Source organism: Vibrio satsumensis (assembly GCF_050337435.1).
In the GTDB taxonomy this organism is placed as follows: domain Bacteria; phylum Pseudomonadota; class Gammaproteobacteria; order Enterobacterales; family Vibrionaceae; genus Vibrio; species Vibrio satsumensis.
Map to the genome: position 1 here is coordinate 127,111 of NZ_JAKJSX010000015.1, position 18,720 is coordinate 145,830.

An 18,720-nucleotide genomic window follows, 5' to 3' on the forward strand; every position below is an offset into this window, starting at 1 on the left:
TGTAAGTGTCCCATTCGCATCTGCTCTCTAGATCTTTAGAAAACAAAAAAGCCACCAAATTCGCATTTGGTGGCTTTCAAATTTTTGGCTCAGTTAATCGAGATTAACGAGTACCGTATACCACGATAGTTTTACCGTGTGCAGAAATTAGGTTCTGCTCTTCAAGCATCTTCAAGATACGACCAACTGTCTCACGAGAACAACCAACGATCTGGCCAATCTCTTGACGAGTGATCTTGATTTGCATGCCGTCAGGGTGAGTCATTGCATCTGGCTGTTTCGCTAGGTTTAGTAGCGTTTGAGCGATACGACCTGTTACGTCAAGGAACGCTAAGTCACCAACCTTTTGGCTAGTTACTTGTAGACGGTTTGCCATTTGCGCTGAAAGGCGCATTAGGATATCTGGGTTCACTTGGATAAGTTGACGGAATTTCTTGAAAGAAATCTCAGCTACTTCACAAGGAGATTTAGCACGAACCCAAGCAGTACGCTCTTGGTCTTCTTCGAACAAGCCAAGCTCACCGATGAAGTCGCCTTGGTTTAGGTAAGAAAGAATCATTTCCTTACCTTCTTCGTCTTTGATAAGAACTGCCACAGAACCTTTAACGATGTAGTACAAGGTTTCTGCCTTTTCACCAGCATGAATCAAAGTACTTTTTGAAGGGTACTTATGAATATGACAGTGTGAAAGGAACCACTCTAATGTTGGATCGGTTTGAGGTTTACCTAGAACCATAATATCTCACTTCCTCTGCAGGGTATGCTTGCTGCTTTCCGTATTTTAGCTAAGCCTGGATTGACTTGTAGGATAAGAGCACTCGTTGAGTGCTGCAAGCTATCTTGTGTTTCGTTTAAGAATAGTATCCTTTTTCAGGTACTATTTCTTGATTTTAATCGTGACCAAGCTACGATTTTTTACGCAAAATTGTGCACATGATCACGGTATGAAAAGTAATCAACCAGAACGTCGTTTTGTTAACCTATTTTTCCAGTTTCGATGAGCTGTTGTAGGATTGGCCTCACAATGAGTTCCATAGCAAAACTCATCTTGCCTCCTGGCACCACTAGCGTGTTATGACGAGACATAAACGAACCATCAATCATAGCCAGAAGGTAGGGGAAATCGACGTTTTTGATGCCACGCAAACGTATAACAACGAAGCTTTCGTCTAAACTTGGAATCCCTTTGGCGTTAAGTGGGTTCGATGTATCTACGGTTGGAACACGCTGAAAGTTGATGTGAGTACGCGAAAATTGCGGGGTAATGTAGTTAAGGTAATCATCCATTGAACGAACAATGGAGTCCATTACTGCTTCGCGTGAGTGGCCACGATCGCGGGTATCACGAACGAATTTTTGGATCCATTCTAGGTTTACAATTGGCACCATGCCGATCAGCAAATCGACGTGTTGAGAAACGTTAATGTCACCATCAACCACACCGCCGTGCAGGCCTTCGTAAAACATCACGTCGGAATTTTCAGGGATCTCTTGCCATGGTGTAAAGGTGCCCGGCATTTGATTGTAAGGCACGGCTTCATCGAAGGTGTGTAGGTAGCTACGTACCTTACCTGTACCTTCGTTACCGTATTTACGGAAGAATTCTTCTAGCGCACCAAAGTCGTTGGCTTGTGGACCAAAGTAGCTGATGTGCTTACCTTGTTCGCGCGCTTTTCGGATCTCGACATCCATTTCTGGTCGAGTGAAGCGATGGAAACTATCCCCTTCAACCCAAGCAGCCTTCACGTCCATCATATTGAACATTTTGCGGAAGGCTTCTGAGGTAGTGGTGGTGCCGGCTCCAGATGAACCCGTCACCGCAATAATTGGATGTTTAGCGGACATGACAACCCTTGTCGTTTGAGTAACTTACTTGTTAGCAATCGTTTTCCACTATAACACGGCTCCTTTCTAAGCGCAGCCTAGAAGCGTTTTGTCACCTGGATATCAACGGTCTCGTGCAGTTCGGAAAACACGATGCTCACGTCACCAGAAGCTAATTGATGTTTCACCTGATCAATCTTGTTTTGCAGTGAGATCTCAACGTCGCCATAGTCTGTGCCTTCACGCAGCACGAATTCTTTAATGAGGTTTTCTAGTGTCTCTGGCGCGATGTCTTGCCATGGGATGATCATAAATACTTCTCTCTTTTATGTTCATTGATATGTTGATGAATGTGTTTAGTGATGTTTTTAGTACAACCCCAGTTTGGGGCTGCGCTATCTTATCAAGGTTTCGCGTTTATATTTAGCAAGGCTTCGTCGTTATACTGAACCTTGGATACTTTCATAATACGCAGGTAAGGCTTCTTCTAACCAGAATCGTGGTTTGAGTGTGCTACCTGTGATGAACCCAACATGGCCGCCTTTCTGAAACAAGCGATAATCGATGTTATCCGGCAGAACGAACTTAGGAATCACATCATCGGTCATGAAAGGATCGTCTTTAGCATGGATGATCTGAGTCGGTAGCTTTATCTTATTGAGCTTAGGAAGAGCTGAGCACTGTGCGTAGTAGTCTTGCGCGTTTTTGAATCCGTGCAGGGGCGCAGTAACCCGTTCATCAAACTCATACAGCTTGTCGATCTTCTTGATGGATTCAGCCGTGATGCCGAGTTTCTCTTGTAACAGCTTCACCTTTTTCAAGGCATTCGATTTGAGTGAGTTAAGCAGGTACTTCTTATAGAGCTTCGAGAAGCCGCGCTCTATGCGACTTGAACAACAGGCCAAATCAAAAGGTGCAGAGACTATCGTTGCTGCGGACAACAGTGGGTCATCTGCGTATTCCGCCAAATAGTTCGCCAACATGTTTCCGCCCAAGGAGATGCCAACCGCCACCTTTGGGTTATTCGGAAACTGAGCGTGCAGGTGTCTTAGGAAAAAGCGCGCATCTTCGACCTCACCTGAATGGTAAGCGCGAGCCAGGCGATTGGGTTTCCCGCTGCAGCCTCTGAAGTGCATCATTACCGATAACCAACCATTTTTAGCAAATGCATTCATCAGTCCATTGGCGTATGGGCTCTCAAAGCTTCCCTCTAAGCCATGGAATAGAACGAATATCGGCTTGTTACTTCGAGCATCATTGCTTGGGTTGTCACCGTCTGGTGATTCGCTCCAAGCAAGATCAAGAAAGTCACCATCGGGAGTTTCTAAGGTTTGCCAGTGAGGATGAAACAGCGCCTGTTTTCTAATAAACCGTGGCACTAAGGTTTGTAAGTGCGGATTAGAGAGACCAGCGGCTGCGGTAAATATTGTCATAAAAACGATCCATGCTTCTTTTATGGGCTTTGATAACGTGTTGAGCTTGTAACGAAACGCCCACGTTTTTATTTGAGCTTGGTTGATTCTCAGCATAAGCGCAAGGCTTTCTCTTATATGAGATACAAAAACAGGCCATGGGTAACCGGTTGAATAATATCAATGTTAGGTGCGTTAAACACTTCATTGTGCGTATTAGTCAGTGCATGCACATGAAGAGAGACAGGGCGCAGTTAAGCTTGGATCTTGATTGAATAAAAAGGAAAGAGAATGAGCTAGGGTTGAGGTGCTGGTTCAGAAAAAGCGTCGTAGAGGTTTTCTGCTCCTAATAAACGACAGTACTGAAAAGCGAGCGGTGATTGCTGGTTAGCGTAAAGCTGTAGGGAGTTTATACAGTCGACGAGATCGGACTGTTGTTGCTTTTCAAGCTGTAACTCAAACTGCAAGGCTTCACGGTATAGTGAGTCGACAACGTGTGCTTTGAGGTGTTTACGCAACTCTCGATAACTATGAAGCAGGGTTTCAGATCGGCTCAAGCATTGTTGTACCTTGTGCCATTCTTCTTCAGCAAAAGACAATTGCTGCTCATCAAGCCATTTGAGAAGCAGCAGTAGATTGACGTTGCCGTGGAACTGGTTTTGCAAAGCTAGGCACGCATCCTTTACACCGCGCACACTGTAATACTGAAGGCTAAATTGCCATAGTCGTTCCAGTGTTAGTGATATTGGGGCGTGCTCTGGGCTCATAAGCTATCCATATCCTGTTCCATCTGCTCAAGCTCTTCTTGAGTGGACATCCAATCCATTTCAACTTCTTCTAGCTGTGACTTACTGCTCGCTTGGAGAGCGAGTACTTTATTCAGTTTAGCCTTATTTTCAGCTTCATACAGTGAAGTGTCGGATAATTCTTGCTCAGCTTCTTCGAGAGATAGCGTTAACTTATCCATCTGCTTTTCAAATTGAGTGAGCTTTTTACGTAGTGGTGCCGTCAGTTTACGGAACTCGGCTTCTTTACGTTTTTGCTCTTTTTTCGCTGCTGCACTGTTGGCACCGTCTTTTGCTGGTGCCAATGCTTGTGCTTCTTTGCGCTCAACTTTCTGCTGTTCGGTCAGCCACTTGTAGTAATCGCTAAGGTCGCCATCAAACGGTGCCACTTGACGGTCGTGTACCAAATACAAGTCATCGGTAGTTGCACGCAGTAGGTAACGGTCGTGCGATACGATAACCATTGCGCCTTCAAACGTCTGCAGGGCAAAAGTCAGCGCTTGACGCATGTCGAGATCCAAGTGGTTGGTTGGTTCATCGAGTAGCAACAGGTTAGGTTTTTGCCATACCAGCAGTGCCAATACCAAACGTGCTTTTTCACCACCTGAGAATGGTGCCACTTTATCCAGTGCTTTTTCACCTTGGAAGCCAAAGCTACCTAAGTAATCACGCAGTTGCTGCTCGGTGTGTTTTGGGGCAATCTGCATCATGTGTTGTAGCGGTGTTTCTTCAGGGTGCAGGGTTTCTAATTGGTGCTGTGCAAAGTAACCAATCTTAACGCCTTGAGAATAGCTCAGTTCACCGCCTTGCTGTTTCAGTTCGCCAGAAAGCAGTTTAATCAATGTTGATTTACCTGCACCATTTCGACCAAGTAGACCAATACGGCTGCCTGGTACTAGATTCAAGCGAATCTTTTCTAGAATCAGATTGTCATCGTAGCCTGCAGATACTTCGTCCATCATCATGATTGGGTTTGGTAGTGCGTCTGGTTCTCTGAACTCAAAGCTGAATGGGTTATCAAACTGAGCAGGTAGCACTTGTTCCATTTTCTCTAGTGCTTTAATACGGCTTTGCGCTTGGCGAGCCTTTGATGCTTTGTAACGGAAACGGTCAATGTAGCTCTGCATGTGAGACATCTGCTTCTGCTGCTTTTGGTACATTGCTTGTTGCAGAATCAGCTTTTGCGCTCGCTGGTTTTCGAACGATGAGTAGTTACCCGTGTATTCATTGAGCTGTTGATTTTCAACATGCACGATGCGGTTGACGATAGGGTCTAAGAAGTCTCTATCGTGCGAGATAAGTACTAGCGTGCCAGGGTAGCTTTGTAACCAACGCTCTAGCCACATTACTGCGTCTAAGTCCAAGTGGTTGGTTGGTTCATCGAGTAGCAGTAGGTCACTGCGACACAGTAGAGCTTGCGCTAGGTTCAAACGCATGCGCCAACCACCTGAGAATTGAGTCAGGTTCCATGCCATTTGTTCTTGGCTAAAGCCTAAGCCGTCCAGTAACTCCGCAGCTCGCGCTTTGATGCTGTAACCACCTATGGTCTCAATCTTGCCGTGAATTTCTGCTACCAAGGTGCCGTTGTCGGCTTGTTCAGCTTTCTCTAGTTGATCTTCAAGGCCACGATATTCGCGGTCGCCATCAATCACGTATTCAATTGCTGTTCTTTCTAATGCTGGTGTTTCTTGGGCAACCCAAGCCATTTCCCAATGGGCAGGTTTGCTGAATGAGCCTGCATCAATAGACAGTTCGTCCTTAATTAAGGCGAATAGCGTAGATTTACCACAGCCGTTTTTACCAACCAAACCGATCTTGTCGCCGGGGTGAAAAGTCGCAGATGCTTGGTCTAGGAGTGGCTTACCGCCGCGTAGCAATTGAATATCAGAGAAAGTAATCATAATTGAAGTAGCATAGAAATTAGAGGTGAACAGACGCCTGCATAGTAGGCTGAAACCAGATAAAAGTCGATCACAATGCAATTTGCGTTATGATGCCAATAACATATTAATAACTTTTGCTTAAATTCTTGTGGCCTTGCCACCGTTTAGCTTTCAAAGGAATGTTTCAAAGGAATGAGTAATACTCCCTCGACAGACAAACCCGTGCCAAAGGTGCTGGTCATCTATGCGCACCCAGAGCCGCAAACCTCTATCGCTAACCAGATCATGGTTAAAAAGATAGAGTCACTTGGGAATGTCAAAATTCACGATCTCTACGCCATCTATCCGGACTTCTTTATTGATGTGCCTTCCGAGCATGAATTGCTGCTTGAATATGATGTGATTGTGTTCCAACACCCTTTGTTTATGTATTCATGTCCTTCATTGTTGAAAGAGTGGTTTGATCGCGTCTTAGGCAAGGGTTTTGCATTTGGTGAGCAAAGCGCACTTAAGGGCAAATACTGGCGCAGTGTGATTACTACTGGTGGTAAAGAAGAGGCGTTTGGTGCCGCAGGCTATAATAAATATCCATTACAAGAGATTTTGCAACCATTCGAGCTAACCGCGGCTTTGTGTCAGATGAATTGGATATCCCCTTTGGTTTTACACTGGGCACGTAATGTCACCGATATGACGCGTTACCAACACGCAGAAGCGTATCGAAATTGGTTGCGAGACCCGCTACAAGATATAGGAGCAGATGATGGCTCTGACTAATGATTTTCTACAAAGTAGCGTTATATTTTTAGCGGCTGCTGTGGTTGCGGTTCCTATTGCGCAGCGAGCTGGCTTGGGGTCAGTACTCGGTTACTTATTAGCTGGTGTAGCGATTGGCCCGTGGGGACTTGGCTTAATCAGTGACGTAGAGGCGATTCTGCACTTCTCCGAATTCGGGGTGGTACTGCTGCTCTTTCTGATTGGCTTAGAACTTAACCCCAAAAAACTGTGGCAGATGCGAGCCCCCATCCTCGGGTTAGGTGGCGCGCAAGTGCTGATTACCACTCTGATCATCACCGCTATCGCCTGTATGTTCGGTTTAACTTGGCAAACGAGTCTAGTAATAGGTATGGGCTTAGCACTGTCTTCGACCGCGATTGCCTTGCGTGTTATTGAAGAGCGAGAACTTGGTGGCAAAGAAGCAGGTCAGTCAGGCTTTGCAGTACTACTTTTTCAAGATATCGCTGTTATACCAATGCTAGCTATGCTGCCTCTGCTTGCGGGGAATACCGGCGGCAGCTGGGCTGACATGCTTTGGATGCTGGGTGGCGTGATTGGTTTACTGGTCGGTGGCCATTTCTTGTTGAGACCGCTATTCCGATACGTAGTAATGAGTGGCGTACGTGAATTGTTCACCGTCGCAGCGCTGTTATTGGTAATTGGTATTGCCGTAATCATGCAACAGATAGGCTTGTCGATGGCATTGGGTACTTTCCTAGCAGGCGTACTTCTGGCTGAAAGTGAATATCGACATGAGCTTGAAATCGCCATCGACCCATTCAAAGGGTTATTGCTTGGTTTGTTCTTTATTTCTGTGGGGATGGCGGTGAACTTAGGTTTACTCGCTGAAAGCCCATTCGCGATACTGATTGCCGTTTCTGCATTGGTCGTATTGAAAGGCTTAGTGCTGTATGCGCTGGCTCGAATCTTTGGTACTCAGCCCAAAGCCCGTAGCCGAATGGCGATGATTCTCAGCCAAGGTGGTGAGTTCGCTTTCGTTATTTTTACCGCGGCGAGTGCGCAGGGCATATTAAGTGGCGAACAAGTGTCGTTCTTATTGGTGGTTGTGAGCCTTTCAATGGTAACCACGCCATTGATGCTCAAGCTGCAAGACCGATTCTTTGCTCGTCAACTTAATCAAATCAGTGAGAACGCAATGTCTTCGGATGTTGTCGATCGCAGCCCTCGAGTGATCATTGCAGGCTTTGGTCGTTTTGGTCAGATCATTGGCCGCTTGATGTACGCCAACAAGATTCGCATCACCGTTCTTGAAAGTGATGCCAGCCAAATACACATCCTTAGAAAGTTCGGCTACAAGGTATTCTACGGTGACTCGACTCACCTTGAACTATTACGAGCTGCGGGAGCTGATAAGGCAGAGGCCATTGTGTTGTGTACTGACTCTCCCGATGAAATAATGAAAACCGTTGATCTATGTAAGCAGCACTTCCCACGTTTAAAGATCTTAGCGCGTGCCCGAAGTCGTGTTGAAGCGTATCAATTACTTAACCACGGTGTGAGTAACTACTCTCGTGAAACCTTCCTTGGGGCACTGGATTTAGGCCGTCAAACATTGACTGAACTTGGCATGCATCCATATAAAGCGAAGCGAGCAGAAGCACACTTTAGAAAGTTGGATAATGGTATGCTGAAAGAGTTACTGCCTCAGCATAACGAAGATGCTGAGTTAGCCCAAAGAGCGAAAGAGGCTCGTAAAGAACTTGAAGAGATCTTTGGACATGAGATGGAAAACGATCACCAATCTCGAAACTATTGGCAGTAGCTCGAATTGAGAGCTAATAGCTTGAGTTTAGAGATAGAGCTTGAGCTTAGAAATAATAGTCTAGAGAACCAATCTAATAATAAACGTGGTCTCTGCTTTTTCTTAAATAGATCTAGAGTAGAAGAACTGCGGATCCAGAGTAGTAAAGGATATCAACGTGAAACAGAAAAAACGCTTTATCGCAGGGGCAAGCTGCCCAAGTTGTAGTACTCAAGACACACTCCGTTGGTGGATTGAAAATAATATAGAGCTGGTGGAATGTGTCGATTGTGACTTCACAGAACAGCGTAAACCGAAAACTGTAGAGAAATCTGAACACGCGAATCAAGAAATGATCGGTATTTTTAAGCCAGAATGATTGAGTTTCGTCAATTGATCCCCATAATATCCGGGTACAGAATTTTTCCTAAGCTCAACTGTTCGAGCTTAGTCCAAACCTCCTTGGAGCTCTCATGAAAATTGAAAAGAACGTAGTAGTTAGTGTTGCATATCAAGTGAAACTTGAAGATGGCGTAGTAGTTGACCAATCAACTGCAGAAGCTCCACTAGATTACCTTCACGGTCACAACAACCTAATTACAGGTCTTGAAAAAGAGCTTGAAGGCAAAGTAGCTGGCGACAAGTTCTCTGCAACTGTTACTCCAGAAGACGCTTACGGCGAGCACAACGACGCACTAGTTCAACGTGTTCCTGCTGACGTATTCCAAGGTGTGGAGCAAATCGAAGTTGGCATGCGTTTCCTTGCGGATACTGATCAAGGTCCAATCCCAGTTGAAGTTACTGAAGTAGATGGCGACGAAGTTGTTGTTGATGGTAACCACATGCTAGCTGGCCAAACTCTAACGTTTGACGTTGAAGTTGTAGCGGTCCGTGAAGCGACTGAAGAAGAAGTTCAACACGGTCACGTACACCAAGAAGGCGGCTGTGGCGGTCACGACCACGATCATGACCACGAAGGCGGTTGCTGTGGTGGCGAAGGCCATGACCACGCTGAAGAGAAGAAAGACGGCTGCTGCGGCGGCGGTAGCTGTGGTTCTCACTAATACCGAATTAACGGTTTAGTTTAAGAATCTTGAAAGCCTCCCTTGTGGAGGCTTTTTGCGTTTAGGAGTCTAGCTTTTTGGCCTCGCTTTTATCTACCTGGCAAGCATTCGCAAAAAGTTTGGTTTTCGCTATCAGACATAGAATCATGGATGTGGTATTGATAGCACAATATTATAAGACGACGTCAATGGAGAGTTTGTATGTCACAGCCTTTTTCAATTGCCATTCATGGTGGTGCAGGAACCATCTTGCGAGAGCAAATGAGCGATGAATTAAAAGCGGGTATTACCGAGGCTTTGGAAAAATCGGTTTTGGCTGGTTATCAAATATTGCAAGCGGGTGGTGATGCTCTGGATGCGGTAGTGGCATCGGTCAAGGTGATGGAAGACAGTCCGCACTTTAATGCAGGTAAAGGCTCGGTTTTAACTCACGATGAATTTGTTGAGATGGATGCCTCTGTGATGCATGGCAGCGAAATGGATGCGGGTGCCATTGCGGGAGTTCGCCATATCAAAAACCCGATTGAGCTTGCGCGTGATGTGATGCTGAAAAGCGACCATGTGTTGCTGATTGGTGAAGGTGCCGAGAAGTTTGCGTTTGAGCATGACTACACCTTTACTGAGCAAGATTACTTCTTTACTGAGCGCCGCTATGACCAACTTCAGTCGATGAAAGAGAAAGGCATCTTTGCTCTGTCTGAAGCGAAATACGACGAACAACAAGTTCAGAAATATCCAGATGATAAAAAGTACGGCACGGTGGGAGCTGTTGCATTAGACCAAGCGGGCAATTTAGCGGCGGCCACTAGTACCGGTGGCGTGACCAATAAGAAATACGGTCGTGTGGGTGACTCTCCGATCATTGGTGCAGGAACCATCGCTGAAAATGGCAACGTTGCCGTTTCAACAACCGGGATGGGCGAGTTCTTCCTACGTAAGATGGTCGCCAGTGATGTGGCAGCACGAATGCGTTATCTAAAAGAAGATGTGCATACGGCTTGTGAAACCATCATTCAAGGTGAATTAAAAACCATGGGCGGTGAAGGCGGTTTGATTGCGGTTGATGGGCAAGGTGATATTCATTTTGGTATGAACAGCTCTGGGATGTATCGTGCAAGTGTTGATACCGAAGGCAGAGTGGAAGTTAAAATCTATGCTGATGATTAAGTGTGTATCGGCTTAATTTAACGTTAGCTTATACTTCACACATACTTAATACACAAAAGGGCGACAGATGATATCTGTCGCCCTTTTATTTTAAGATTTCTAACGATATGCGTAGTTAGAACCAGCTCGTTATTTTGAACTGCACTTAATAATGTGGAGGTGGCGTCTCTTCTGATGCGTCAGCTAGATTAGAGCCATCCATATTCTTCACTTTGCCGACCACGAACTTCATCTGGTCTTGCATTCTCGTGATCAACATCTGTTGTTGGCTAAGTGCTTCATTGAGTTCTTCAATGGTCTGTTCTTGGAAAGCTAATTGACACTCTAGGTCATTTACGCGGCTTTCTAGTTGTTCAACTCGCTTTTCTGTCATCGTTCTTAATCCACATTCCAAGCTTGGGCAATGCCCGCAGAGGTGCCCGATATCACACGGTTCTTATCATCAAAGGCTGCATCATACACTACCGCACGAGGAGGGCGAGCATCTTTTAGTGGCTCAGCATCGTGGCGAGAAATTCGTTTGCCATTCTGAGTATTCCACACACTCACTTGGCTGGATGGCGTGCCCGTAACCAACATGCTGCCGTCATCAGAAAAACGCGCACTCGAGAAAATCAATTGTCGAGACCAGCTTTGCAATTGCGCTTGAGGTTCGCCCGTTTCAAGATCCCAAACCATCGCTTGATTGCCGCCGTCAGAAGTAAAAGCCAGCTCGCCATCGCGTTGTAGAGCGACTCGTACTACTCTTTGTTCATGCTCAAAGGTGCGCAATACCAAGCCCGACTCGGTATCCCAAAGATAGGCTTTGTAGTCGTTCCCCCCCGATAAGGCGTAGCGTCCATTGGATGAAAGGGACACGGAATTCACTTTTTCTCGGTGAGCGAGGAACTCCAGACGGCGTCCGGTGACTAAGTCCACATAGATGGCTTTGCCATTAGAAAGGCCAAGCAGTACTTTTTCACCATTGCTAGAGATATCGACATCGCGAATTAAGCCATCGGAGATAGACCATAGCCCTTCAGCTTGTGTCCAAGATAAGTCCCAAACGGCGAAGTTCATCTGGCTAGCGGTAATGGCAAAACGGCCATTGTCCGAGATACGGATACGCGATACTTGGTTTTCTAACTGGTCTTGTGGACCAAGTTGAGCCAACTCTTGATCTTCGGCGAGGTCCCAAAGCAGCAGTTGCTTTTGCTGAGAGTAGAGAAGGGCGAAGCGTCCATCTCTACTGAGTGCAAAGCTGGTGGCACCATTGGGCTCAATTTCCCAACGCTGCTCATCATCTTGGAAGAAAAAGCAACCATTTAACAAGGTGATGACAATTGTACATAGCAATGAGTGGAAAAATATTCGCATCACATCTAATAATCCGGTTTGTGTCGAAAGACATATGACTAGTATATTGTTATAACTAACGTATTCACACCAATCTAATCATTAGATTTGTGCACAATAACCAATGGCTTGGCCATTAATTGGAGAATTCAATGAAATCAGTTTTAAAAGTATCACTGCTTGCCGCAACGGTTATGCTAGCAGTTGGTTGTCAGAAAGAAGAACCAAAGGCAGAAGCTCCACAGGTAGAAGAAGTTAAAGTTGAAGCAGTAAACTTTAAAACAGAAGATGACAAAGCGGCTTACGCAATCGGTGTATCTTTCGCTAACTACCTAAGCACAAGCATTGATAAGCCAAGCGAGTTAGGTATCAACCTAGACAAAGATATGGTTCTTCAAGGTATCGAAGACGTATTCGCAGAGAAAACAGCACTTAACGAAGAAGAAACTCGCGCAGCTCTTGAAGCTCTAGACAAGCGTGTTGCTGAAACGATGCAAGCACAAGCGGCAGAAAAGTCTGCAGAAGTGAAGAAAGCCGGTGATGACTTCCGTGCTGAGTTCGCTAAAACTGAAGGCGTTAAGCAAACTGAATCTGGTCTACTTTACCAAGTAATGACTGCTGGTGAAGGCGCTTCTCCAAAAGACACTGATACCGTTCAAGTACACTACAAAGGTACGCTAACAGACGGTACTCAGTTCGACAGCTCTTACGATCGTGGCGAACCAGCAACATTCCCACTAAACCGCGTAATCCCAGGCTGGACTGAAGGCGTACAACTAATGCAAGTTGGTTCTAAGTACAAGTTCGTTATCCCGCCAGAGCTAGCATACGGTGAGCAAGACACACCGACTATCCCTGCTAACTCAACGCTAGTATTCGAAGTTGAACTACTAAACATCGATAACGCTGAAGCAGCTCCTGCACAGTAATATCGGTTAAAAGCCTCGTACTAAAATACGTTGATTGAATAAAAAGCCTAACTTTGAGTTAGGCTTTTTTTATGATTTGAAGGTGAGTATTTGATTTTTAAACTTGTTCTAAATCACTAGTTGCAATGTTAGCTAGGTGTGCAATTAAAATTTTCTGATAAACTTACATAAATTTGTTGATTTTTCACACGAAGGTAAGGAATAAGTGACTACTACAGAAACAGTCAATGCAGATGTGTTACTTGAAATGGAATCAGTCCACGTTATGCCATTCAGTGAACACGATAAAATCATTCTAAGATCTTATGAGGCCGTTGTTGACGGTATTGCGAGCCTTATTGGTCCGTTTTGTGAAATCGTTTTGCACTCTTTAGAAGACCTCAATACTTCTGCGATTAAAATTGCCAACGGCGAAAATACAGGTCGTCAGGTTGGCTCGCCGATCACCGATCTTGCATTGAAGATGCTAAAAGATATTGAAGGTTCTAAGCGTAACTTCTCACGTTCATACTTCACTCGCGCTAAAGGCGGAGTGTTGATGAAGTCGATCACGGTTGCTATCCGCAACGGTGAAGACCGAGTGATTGGTCTACTGTGTATTAACGTCAACCTAGACGCGCCATTCTCACAAGTACTGCAATCGTTCATGCCTACGCAAGACGCAGACGAAGCCGCATCATCGGTTAACTTTGCTAGTGACGTTGAAGAACTTGTTGACCAAACGGTTGAACGCACCATTGAAGAAATTAACGCTGACAAATCGGTATCGAACAATACTAAGAATCGTCAGATCGTGATGGAGCTGTACGACAAAGGTATTTTCGATATTAAAGACGCGATTAACCGCGTTGCTGAGCGACTGAACATCTCTAAGCACACCGTGTACCTATACATCCGCCAACGTAAAACAGAGGATGAAGAGGGTTGCTAAGCTATACACTCCTAGTTAATGGGCCGGTCTATGGCTCACAATCAGCAAGACGTGCCTACCAGTTTGCCGTGGCTCTGATTCAACAGGGTCACAAACTTCACAGCGTATTCTTCTATCAAGATGGCGTCAGTAACGGCTCGGACCTTACTGTACCGGCTAACGATGAATTTGATTTAGCTTCTGCTTGGCAAAAGCTGGCTGATGAACACGATGTTAGCCTTGAAACCTGTGTGGCAGCTGCGCTAAGACGCGGAGTGATTAGCTCTGAAGAAGCAAAGCAACATCAACTAAGTGCCTCTAACCTAGCCACGGGATTTACTCAGGCCGGATTAGGGAGCTTATCGGAAGCGCTACTAACGCAAGATAGGGTTGTGCAGTTTTGAGAAAGTTAGCCTTTATATTTAACAGTTTCCCTCATACGACCGCTGCGGGTAGAGAAGGGTTAGACGCATTACTTGCTGCCTCCGCATACAGTGACGATATCGCCGTGTTCTTTGTTGGCGATGGCGTGACACAGCTTCTCAAGGCGCAGCAGCCCGACGAAACACTATCGCGTGACTATATCTCTGCATTCAAACTTATGGACCTGTACGACATCGAACAGGTGTATGTGTGTCAGCGTAGTCTGAGTCAGTTTGGTCTTTCAGCAGACAACCTGCTAATCGATGTGACCACCGTTGAAGCCGACGAGTTAACGCAAAAGTTAGCTCAGTGCCAACAGATCCTGACTTTCTAGGGGGCGCTATGCTTCATATCGTAAAATCAGTCGACAAACTTAAACTTGCATTGACCTATTCTCAGCCACAGGACCAGTTCCTTTTGGTGGAAGATGCAGTGTATGTTTGCCTTCCTAATCATGAGTTATTCACTCAAATCTGCGCAGTAGAGCAGGTGTCGGTGTTAAAACCAGATCTCGATAGCCGAGGTTTACAACGACTTGTCTCAAGTACCATTGATCAAGTTGACTTCGATGGCTTCGTTAAACTGACGGTTTTGAACGACAAATCAGTGACTTGGTAAGCGTCTTTTATCAGTTTGGTTAAAATTAGACCATCCTGAGCTCTAGACGGCTAAAAAAGATCTGTATATTTCTTGACACACCTCCCACTGCTGAATAGAATTTTGCGTCCCTAATTACGACTTGTGATTAGGGATAGATTTTTCACAAAGCTTACTTTCAAGTAAATTTCAGGAGCTAGTTAATGGCAACTATTAACCAGTTGGTTCGCAAGCCTCGTGTAAAGCAAGTTGTTAAAAGCAACGTGCCTGCACTAGAAGCGTGCCCACAAAAACGTGGTGTATGTACTCGTGTTTACACTACTACACCTAAAAAACCTAACTCGGCACTACGTAAAGTATGTCGTGTACGTCTAACCAACGGTTTCGAAGTAACTTCGTACATCGGTGGTGAAGGTCACAACCTTCAAGAGCACAGTGTTGTACTAATCCGTGGCGGTCGTGTAAAAGACCTTCCGGGTGTTCGTTACCACACTGTTCGCGGCGCGCTAGACTGTGCTGGCGTTAACGACCGTAAACAAGGTCGTTCTAAGTACGGTGTGAAACGTCCTAAGTCTTAATGCATTTTCTTTTTTTTAAAGAAAGCGTTAAGTAAGGCCAAACACTATTTTATTTATTATTCTGAAAAGTTTTGGAAAAAACCTGAAGAAGACAACGGAGAATATCCATGCCACGTCGTCGCGTAATAGGTCAGCGTAAGATCCTTCCAGATCCTAAGTTCAAATCTGAATTGCTGGCAAAATTCGTTAACATCCTTATGGTTGACGGAAAGAAATCTACTGCAGAAAAAATCGTTTACACTGCACTAGATTCAATGGCTGAGAAGTCTGGTAAAGACCACTTAGCTGTATTTGAAGAAGCTCTTGAAAATGTTCGCCCAGCGGTAGAAGTTAAATCTCGCCGTGTAGGTGGTTCAACTTACCAAGTACCTGTAGAAGTTCGTCCGGTTCGCCGTAACGCTCTTGCTATGCGTTGGGTAGTTGAAGCTGCGCGTAAGCGTGGTGAAAAATCTATGGCTCAACGCCTAGCTGCTGAAATGCTAGACGCGTCTGAGAACAAAGGTACTGCGGTTAAGAAACGTGAAGACGTTCACCGCATGGCTGACGCAAACAAAGCGTTCGCACATTACCGTTGGTAATACCTTTTTAGTGCTGCAAGGTTCCTTGCAGCACTTCTTTAGTTCCTATGCTTATGCTAGGAACTATTGCTATTTCTAGGGCAAGCAATTTTTAGCGAAGCATCGCTTTAACGCATAATCTAGGCATAGCAATAGTCCCTAAGTCTCTAATAAGAGGATTCAACCGTGGCTCGTAAAACTCCTATAGAGCAATATCGTAATATCGGTATCGTTGCTCACGTAGATGCAGGTAAAACAACCACAAGTGAACGTATTCTGTTCTATACCGGTCTTTCTCACAAAATCGGCGAAGTTCACGATGGTGCAGCAACCATGGACTGGATGGAGCAAGAGCAAGAGCGCGGTATTACGATCACTTCAGCAGCAACCACTACGTTTTGGCGTGGTATGGAAGCTCAGTTCTCGGACCACCGTATCAACATCATCGACACTCCTGGACACGTTGACTTCACAATCGAAGTTGAACGTTCTCTGCGTGTACTTGATGGTGCAGTTGTTGTGTTCTGTGGCTCATCTGGTGTTGAACCTCAGTCAGAGACAGTGTGGCGTCAAGCTGATAAGTACCAAGTTCCACGTATGGTTTTCGTTAATAAAATGGACCGTACCGGCGCAGACTTCTTGCGCGTAGTTGAACAGATCAAGGACCGTCTAGGCGCAACTCCTGTTCCAATTCAACTGAACATTGGTGCTGAAGAAAATTTCCAAGGCGTTGTCGATCTTATCAAGATGAAGGCAATTAACTGGAACGAAGCTGACCAAGGCATGACTTTCACGTACGAAGATATTCCTGCAGACATGCAAGAAATGGCTGAAGAATATCGTACAGAACTTGTTGAAGCTGCTGCAGAAGCAAATGAAGAGCTGATGGATAAGTACCTTGAAGAAGGTGAACTAACAGAAGCTGAAATCAAACAAGGTCTTCGTACTCGTACCCTTAATAATGAAATCGTACTCGCTACTTGTGGTAGTGCATTCAAAAACAAAGGTGTACAAGCTGTTCTAGATGCAGTTGTTGATTTCCTTCCTTCTCCAGTCGATGTCCCTGCAATTAAAGGTATCGATGAAGATGAGAATGAAGCAGAGCGTCACGCAGACGACAAAGAACCGTTCTCAGCGCTAGCATTTAAGATTGCAACAGACCCATTCGTTGGTACTTTAACTTTCATCCGTGTTTACTCTGGTGTTGTTGAAAGTGGTAAAACAGCTTACAACTCTGTGAAGAAACAACGTGAACGCTTAGGTCGCATTGTTCAAATGCACTCAAACAAGCGTGAAGAAGTAAAAGAAGTACGAGCAGGTGACATCGCAGCCATTATTGGTCTGAAAGATGTGACTACTGGTGAAACCCTTTGTGACCAGAACCATAAGATTGTTCTTGAGCGCATGGAGTTCCCAGACCCAGTTATTCAGATCGTTGTAGAGCCAAGCTCTCAAGCTGATCAAGATAAAATGACTATCGCTCTAGGTAAACTAGCAGCGGAAGACCCATCGTTCCGCGTTGATATGGATGCGGAAACTGGCCAGACTCTGATTTCTGGCATGGGTGAACTACACTTAGATATCATCGTTGACCGTATGAAGCGTGAATTTAGCGTCAACTGCAACGTTGGTAACCCGCAAGTGGCTTACCGTGAGACTATTCGTGGTACTGCGAAAGCGGAAGGTAAATTTATCCGTGAACATGGTGGTAAAGGTCAGTACGGTCACGTATGGCTGAAACTGGAACCATCAGAAGCTGGCGAAGGCTTTGTCTTTGTGGATGAAATTGCCAATGGTATCGTACCGAAAGAGTTTATCGCTTCAGTTGCTAAAGGCGTTGAAGAGCAGATGAACAATGGTGTGCTTGCTGGCTATCCAGTTTTGGATATCAAAGCTACACTATATGATGGTTCTTACCATGAAACAGATTCAAGTGAGATGGCGTTTACAATCGCTGCCTCTATGGCTTTCAGAACGGGTGCACTTGAAGCGCAACCAGTTTTGCTTGAGCCTATGATGAAAGTTGAAGTAACTACTCCAGAAGACTGGATGGGTGACGTTGTTGGCGATATTAACCGTCGTCGCGGCATCATCGAAGGTATGGACGAGGGGACAGCTGGCCTGAAGATAATTCGTGCACAAGTTCCGTTGTCTGTCATGTTCGGTTACGCAACTGATTTACGTTCTGCGACACAAGGTCGTGCTTCTTACTCTATGGAGTTTAGTGAGTACGCTGAAGTGCCTAACAATGTTGCAAAAGCAATCATTGCAGAGCGTGGTTAAACAAAAGGAAGGCATTTTTTTTCATTTTTTGAAAGAACAATGCGTCCAAATATTGCGCTAACGAGAGTTGGCGCATAAAATAGCAATTTCTGGCGCGTCTCGCTCAATAATGAACGTGGCGAATCATAACTAGGAAGGAACACGATTGTGTCTAAAGAAAAATTTGAACGTACGAAACCGCACGTAAACGTTGGTACTATCGGCCACGTTGACCACGGTAAAACAACTCTAACTGCTGCTATCTGTACTACTCTTGCAAAAGTATACGGCGGTGTTGCTAAAGATTTCGCATCTATCGATAACGCTCCAGAAGAGCGTGAGCGCGGTATCACAATCGCAACTTCTCACGTTGAGTACGACACTCCAGCACGTCACTACGCACACGTAGACTGTCCAGGACACGCGGATTATGTTAAAAACATGATCACTGGTGC

22 protein-coding genes are annotated in these 18,720 nt (G+C 45.3%); 14 read left to right on the plus strand and 8 right to left on the minus strand.

Annotation, left to right across the window (positions count from 1 at the left end; translation table 11 throughout):
- Nucleotides 1–103: 103 nt before the first annotated feature.
- The 6 genes from crp to L4C44_RS19365 all read right to left on the minus strand — a co-directional run bounded on the left by crp (nucleotide 104) and on the right by L4C44_RS19365 (nucleotide 5,922).
- Complete coding sequence (crp, locus tag L4C44_RS19340; RefSeq protein ID WP_004729651.1) at nucleotides 104–736, minus strand: cAMP-activated global transcriptional regulator CRP; 633 nt, start codon at nucleotides 734–736, stop codon at nucleotides 104–106.
- Nucleotides 737–975: 239 nt separating this feature from the next.
- Entirely contained in the window at nucleotides 976–1,845 is an 870-nt protein-coding gene (locus L4C44_RS19345; protein ID WP_010435210.1) for a phosphoribulokinase, read from the minus strand.
- 77 nt (nucleotides 1,846–1,922) lie between these two features.
- Nucleotides 1,923–2,135, minus strand: a complete 213-nt coding sequence (locus L4C44_RS19350; protein ID WP_136974327.1) for a YheU family protein — start codon at nucleotides 2,133–2,135, stop codon at nucleotides 1,923–1,925.
- A 129-nt stretch (nucleotides 2,136–2,264) separates the two neighbouring features.
- On the minus strand, nucleotides 2,265–3,257 hold the full coding sequence (locus L4C44_RS19355) for a hydrolase (RefSeq protein WP_428805593.1): 993 nt from the start codon (nucleotides 3,255–3,257) through the stop codon (nucleotides 2,265–2,267).
- Nucleotides 3,258–3,532: 275 nt separating this feature from the next.
- Nucleotides 3,533–4,003 carry a TIGR02444 family protein gene (locus L4C44_RS19360; protein WP_048605369.1) on the minus strand — a complete coding sequence of 157 codons (471 nt, stop codon included), beginning with the start codon at nucleotides 4,001–4,003 and terminating at the stop codon, nucleotides 3,533–3,535.
- Nucleotides 4,000–5,922 carry an ABC transporter ATP-binding protein gene (locus L4C44_RS19365; RefSeq protein WP_146492444.1) on the minus strand — a complete coding sequence of 641 codons (1,923 nt, stop codon included), beginning with the start codon at nucleotides 5,920–5,922 and terminating at the stop codon, nucleotides 4,000–4,002. Before L4C44_RS19365 ends, L4C44_RS19360 begins: the two co-directional genes overlap by 4 nt.
- A 174-nt stretch (nucleotides 5,923–6,096) precedes the next feature.
- Between L4C44_RS19365 and kefG the strand changes: the two genes are divergently transcribed.
- The 5 genes from kefG to L4C44_RS19390 all read left to right on the plus strand — a co-directional run bounded on the left by kefG (nucleotide 6,097) and on the right by L4C44_RS19390 (nucleotide 10,674).
- Nucleotides 6,097–6,681, plus strand: a complete 585-nt coding sequence (gene kefG / locus L4C44_RS19370; protein WP_086715748.1) for a glutathione-regulated potassium-efflux system ancillary protein KefG — start codon at nucleotides 6,097–6,099, stop codon at nucleotides 6,679–6,681.
- The gene (gene kefB / locus L4C44_RS19375) at nucleotides 6,668–8,464 is read left to right on the plus strand and encodes a glutathione-regulated potassium-efflux system protein KefB (RefSeq protein WP_086715746.1); all 1,797 of its coding nucleotides are present in this window, start codon (nucleotides 6,668–6,670) and stop codon (nucleotides 8,462–8,464) included. Before kefG ends, kefB begins: the two co-directional genes overlap by 14 nt.
- A gap of 157 nt (nucleotides 8,465–8,621) precedes the next feature.
- Complete coding sequence (locus L4C44_RS19380) at nucleotides 8,622–8,822, plus strand: YheV family putative zinc ribbon protein (protein WP_019825339.1); 201 nt, start codon at nucleotides 8,622–8,624, stop codon at nucleotides 8,820–8,822.
- A gap of 94 nt (nucleotides 8,823–8,916) precedes the next feature.
- Nucleotides 8,917–9,507 carry a peptidylprolyl isomerase gene (gene slyD / locus L4C44_RS19385; protein ID WP_086715744.1) on the plus strand — a complete coding sequence of 197 codons (591 nt, stop codon included), beginning with the start codon at nucleotides 8,917–8,919 and terminating at the stop codon, nucleotides 9,505–9,507.
- Nucleotides 9,508–9,708: 201 nt separating this feature from the next.
- Nucleotides 9,709–10,674 carry an isoaspartyl peptidase/L-asparaginase family protein gene (locus tag L4C44_RS19390; RefSeq protein ID WP_428805594.1) on the plus strand — a complete coding sequence of 322 codons (966 nt, stop codon included), beginning with the start codon at nucleotides 9,709–9,711 and terminating at the stop codon, nucleotides 10,672–10,674.
- A gap of 145 nt (nucleotides 10,675–10,819) precedes the next feature.
- On the opposite strand, the gene L4C44_RS19395 is transcribed toward L4C44_RS19390, so the two are convergent.
- Both L4C44_RS19395 and L4C44_RS19400 read right to left on the minus strand, forming a co-directional pair.
- Nucleotides 10,820–11,047, minus strand: coding sequence for a SlyX family protein (locus tag L4C44_RS19395; RefSeq protein WP_009848930.1), 228 nt, complete (start codon nucleotides 11,045–11,047; stop codon nucleotides 10,820–10,822).
- A 5-nt stretch (nucleotides 11,048–11,052) separates the two neighbouring features.
- A complete protein-coding gene (locus L4C44_RS19400; RefSeq protein WP_285953320.1) occupies nucleotides 11,053–12,030 on the minus strand; it encodes a WD40 repeat domain-containing protein in 978 nt (325 codons plus the stop codon).
- A 131-nt stretch (nucleotides 12,031–12,161) separates the two neighbouring features.
- Here L4C44_RS19400 and fkpA point away from each other — a divergent pair, with 131 nt between their 5' ends.
- From fkpA to L4C44_RS19445, 9 genes are all read left to right on the plus strand, one after another.
- Nucleotides 12,162–12,938, plus strand: coding sequence for an FKBP-type peptidyl-prolyl cis-trans isomerase (fkpA, locus tag L4C44_RS19405; protein WP_017061105.1), 777 nt, complete (start codon nucleotides 12,162–12,164; stop codon nucleotides 12,936–12,938).
- A gap of 205 nt (nucleotides 12,939–13,143) precedes the next feature.
- On the plus strand, nucleotides 13,144–13,869 hold the full coding sequence (locus L4C44_RS19410) for a helix-turn-helix transcriptional regulator (protein ID WP_004729851.1): 726 nt from the start codon (nucleotides 13,144–13,146) through the stop codon (nucleotides 13,867–13,869).
- Nucleotides 13,863–14,252 (plus strand): sulfurtransferase complex subunit TusD, encoded by a 390-nt coding sequence (gene tusD, locus L4C44_RS19415; RefSeq protein WP_146492448.1) that lies wholly within the window; start codon nucleotides 13,863–13,865, stop codon nucleotides 14,250–14,252. The genes L4C44_RS19410 and tusD overlap by 7 nt, the downstream gene beginning before the upstream one ends.
- Nucleotides 14,249–14,605 carry a sulfurtransferase complex subunit TusC gene (gene tusC, locus L4C44_RS19420; protein WP_146492449.1) on the plus strand — a complete coding sequence of 119 codons (357 nt, stop codon included), beginning with the start codon at nucleotides 14,249–14,251 and terminating at the stop codon, nucleotides 14,603–14,605. The genes tusD and tusC overlap by 4 nt, the downstream gene beginning before the upstream one ends.
- An 8-nt stretch (nucleotides 14,606–14,613) precedes the next feature.
- Nucleotides 14,614–14,889, plus strand: coding sequence for a sulfurtransferase complex subunit TusB (gene tusB, locus L4C44_RS19425; RefSeq protein WP_146492450.1), 276 nt, complete (start codon nucleotides 14,614–14,616; stop codon nucleotides 14,887–14,889).
- Between the two features lie 182 nt (nucleotides 14,890–15,071).
- On the plus strand, nucleotides 15,072–15,446 hold the full coding sequence (rpsL, locus tag L4C44_RS19430) for a 30S ribosomal protein S12 (protein ID WP_004737194.1): 375 nt from the start codon (nucleotides 15,072–15,074) through the stop codon (nucleotides 15,444–15,446).
- Between the two features lie 107 nt (nucleotides 15,447–15,553).
- The gene (rpsG, locus tag L4C44_RS19435) at nucleotides 15,554–16,024 is read left to right on the plus strand and encodes a 30S ribosomal protein S7 (RefSeq protein ID WP_010435163.1); all 471 of its coding nucleotides are present in this window, start codon (nucleotides 15,554–15,556) and stop codon (nucleotides 16,022–16,024) included.
- A 165-nt stretch (nucleotides 16,025–16,189) separates the two neighbouring features.
- Nucleotides 16,190–18,286 (plus strand): elongation factor G, encoded by a 2,097-nt coding sequence (gene fusA, locus L4C44_RS19440; RefSeq protein ID WP_017061101.1) that lies wholly within the window; start codon nucleotides 16,190–16,192, stop codon nucleotides 18,284–18,286.
- Between the two features lie 147 nt (nucleotides 18,287–18,433).
- The coding region (locus L4C44_RS19445; protein WP_240698135.1) for a GTP-binding protein at nucleotides 18,434–18,720 on the plus strand (287 nt) is incomplete at its 3' end.

Coding starts and splice junctions, on each gene's coding strand:
- crp (WP_004729651.1), bottom strand. CDS start 736: ATGGTTCTAGGTAAACCTCAAACCGATCCAACATTAGAGTGGTTCCTT.
- L4C44_RS19345 (WP_010435210.1), bottom strand. CDS start 1,845: ATGTCCGCTAAACATCCAATTATTGCGGTGACGGGTTCATCTGGAGCC.
- L4C44_RS19350 (WP_136974327.1), bottom strand. CDS start 2,135: ATGATCATCCCATGGCAAGACATCGCGCCAGAGACACTAGAAAACCTC.
- L4C44_RS19355 (WP_428805593.1), bottom strand. CDS start 3,257: ATGACAATATTTACCGCAGCCGCTGGTCTCTCTAATCCGCACTTACAA.
- L4C44_RS19360 (WP_048605369.1), bottom strand. CDS start 4,003: ATGAGCCCAGAGCACGCCCCAATATCACTAACACTGGAACGACTATGG.
- L4C44_RS19365 (WP_146492444.1), bottom strand. CDS start 5,922: ATGATTACTTTCTCTGATATTCAATTGCTACGCGGCGGTAAGCCACTC.
- kefG (WP_086715748.1), top strand. CDS start 6,097: ATGAGTAATACTCCCTCGACAGACAAACCCGTGCCAAAGGTGCTGGTC.
- kefB (WP_086715746.1), top strand. CDS start 6,668: ATGGCTCTGACTAATGATTTTCTACAAAGTAGCGTTATATTTTTAGCG.
- slyD (WP_086715744.1), top strand. CDS start 8,917: ATGAAAATTGAAAAGAACGTAGTAGTTAGTGTTGCATATCAAGTGAAA.
- L4C44_RS19390 (WP_428805594.1), top strand. CDS start 9,709: ATGTCACAGCCTTTTTCAATTGCCATTCATGGTGGTGCAGGAACCATC.
- L4C44_RS19395 (WP_009848930.1), bottom strand. CDS start 11,047: ATGACAGAAAAGCGAGTTGAACAACTAGAAAGCCGCGTAAATGACCTA.
- L4C44_RS19400 (WP_285953320.1), bottom strand. CDS start 12,030: ATGCGAATATTTTTCCACTCATTGCTATGTACAATTGTCATCACCTTG.
- fkpA (WP_017061105.1), top strand. CDS start 12,162: ATGAAATCAGTTTTAAAAGTATCACTGCTTGCCGCAACGGTTATGCTA.
- tusB (WP_146492450.1), top strand. CDS start 14,614: ATGCTTCATATCGTAAAATCAGTCGACAAACTTAAACTTGCATTGACC.
- rpsL (WP_004737194.1), top strand. CDS start 15,072: ATGGCAACTATTAACCAGTTGGTTCGCAAGCCTCGTGTAAAGCAAGTT.
- rpsG (WP_010435163.1), top strand. CDS start 15,554: ATGCCACGTCGTCGCGTAATAGGTCAGCGTAAGATCCTTCCAGATCCT.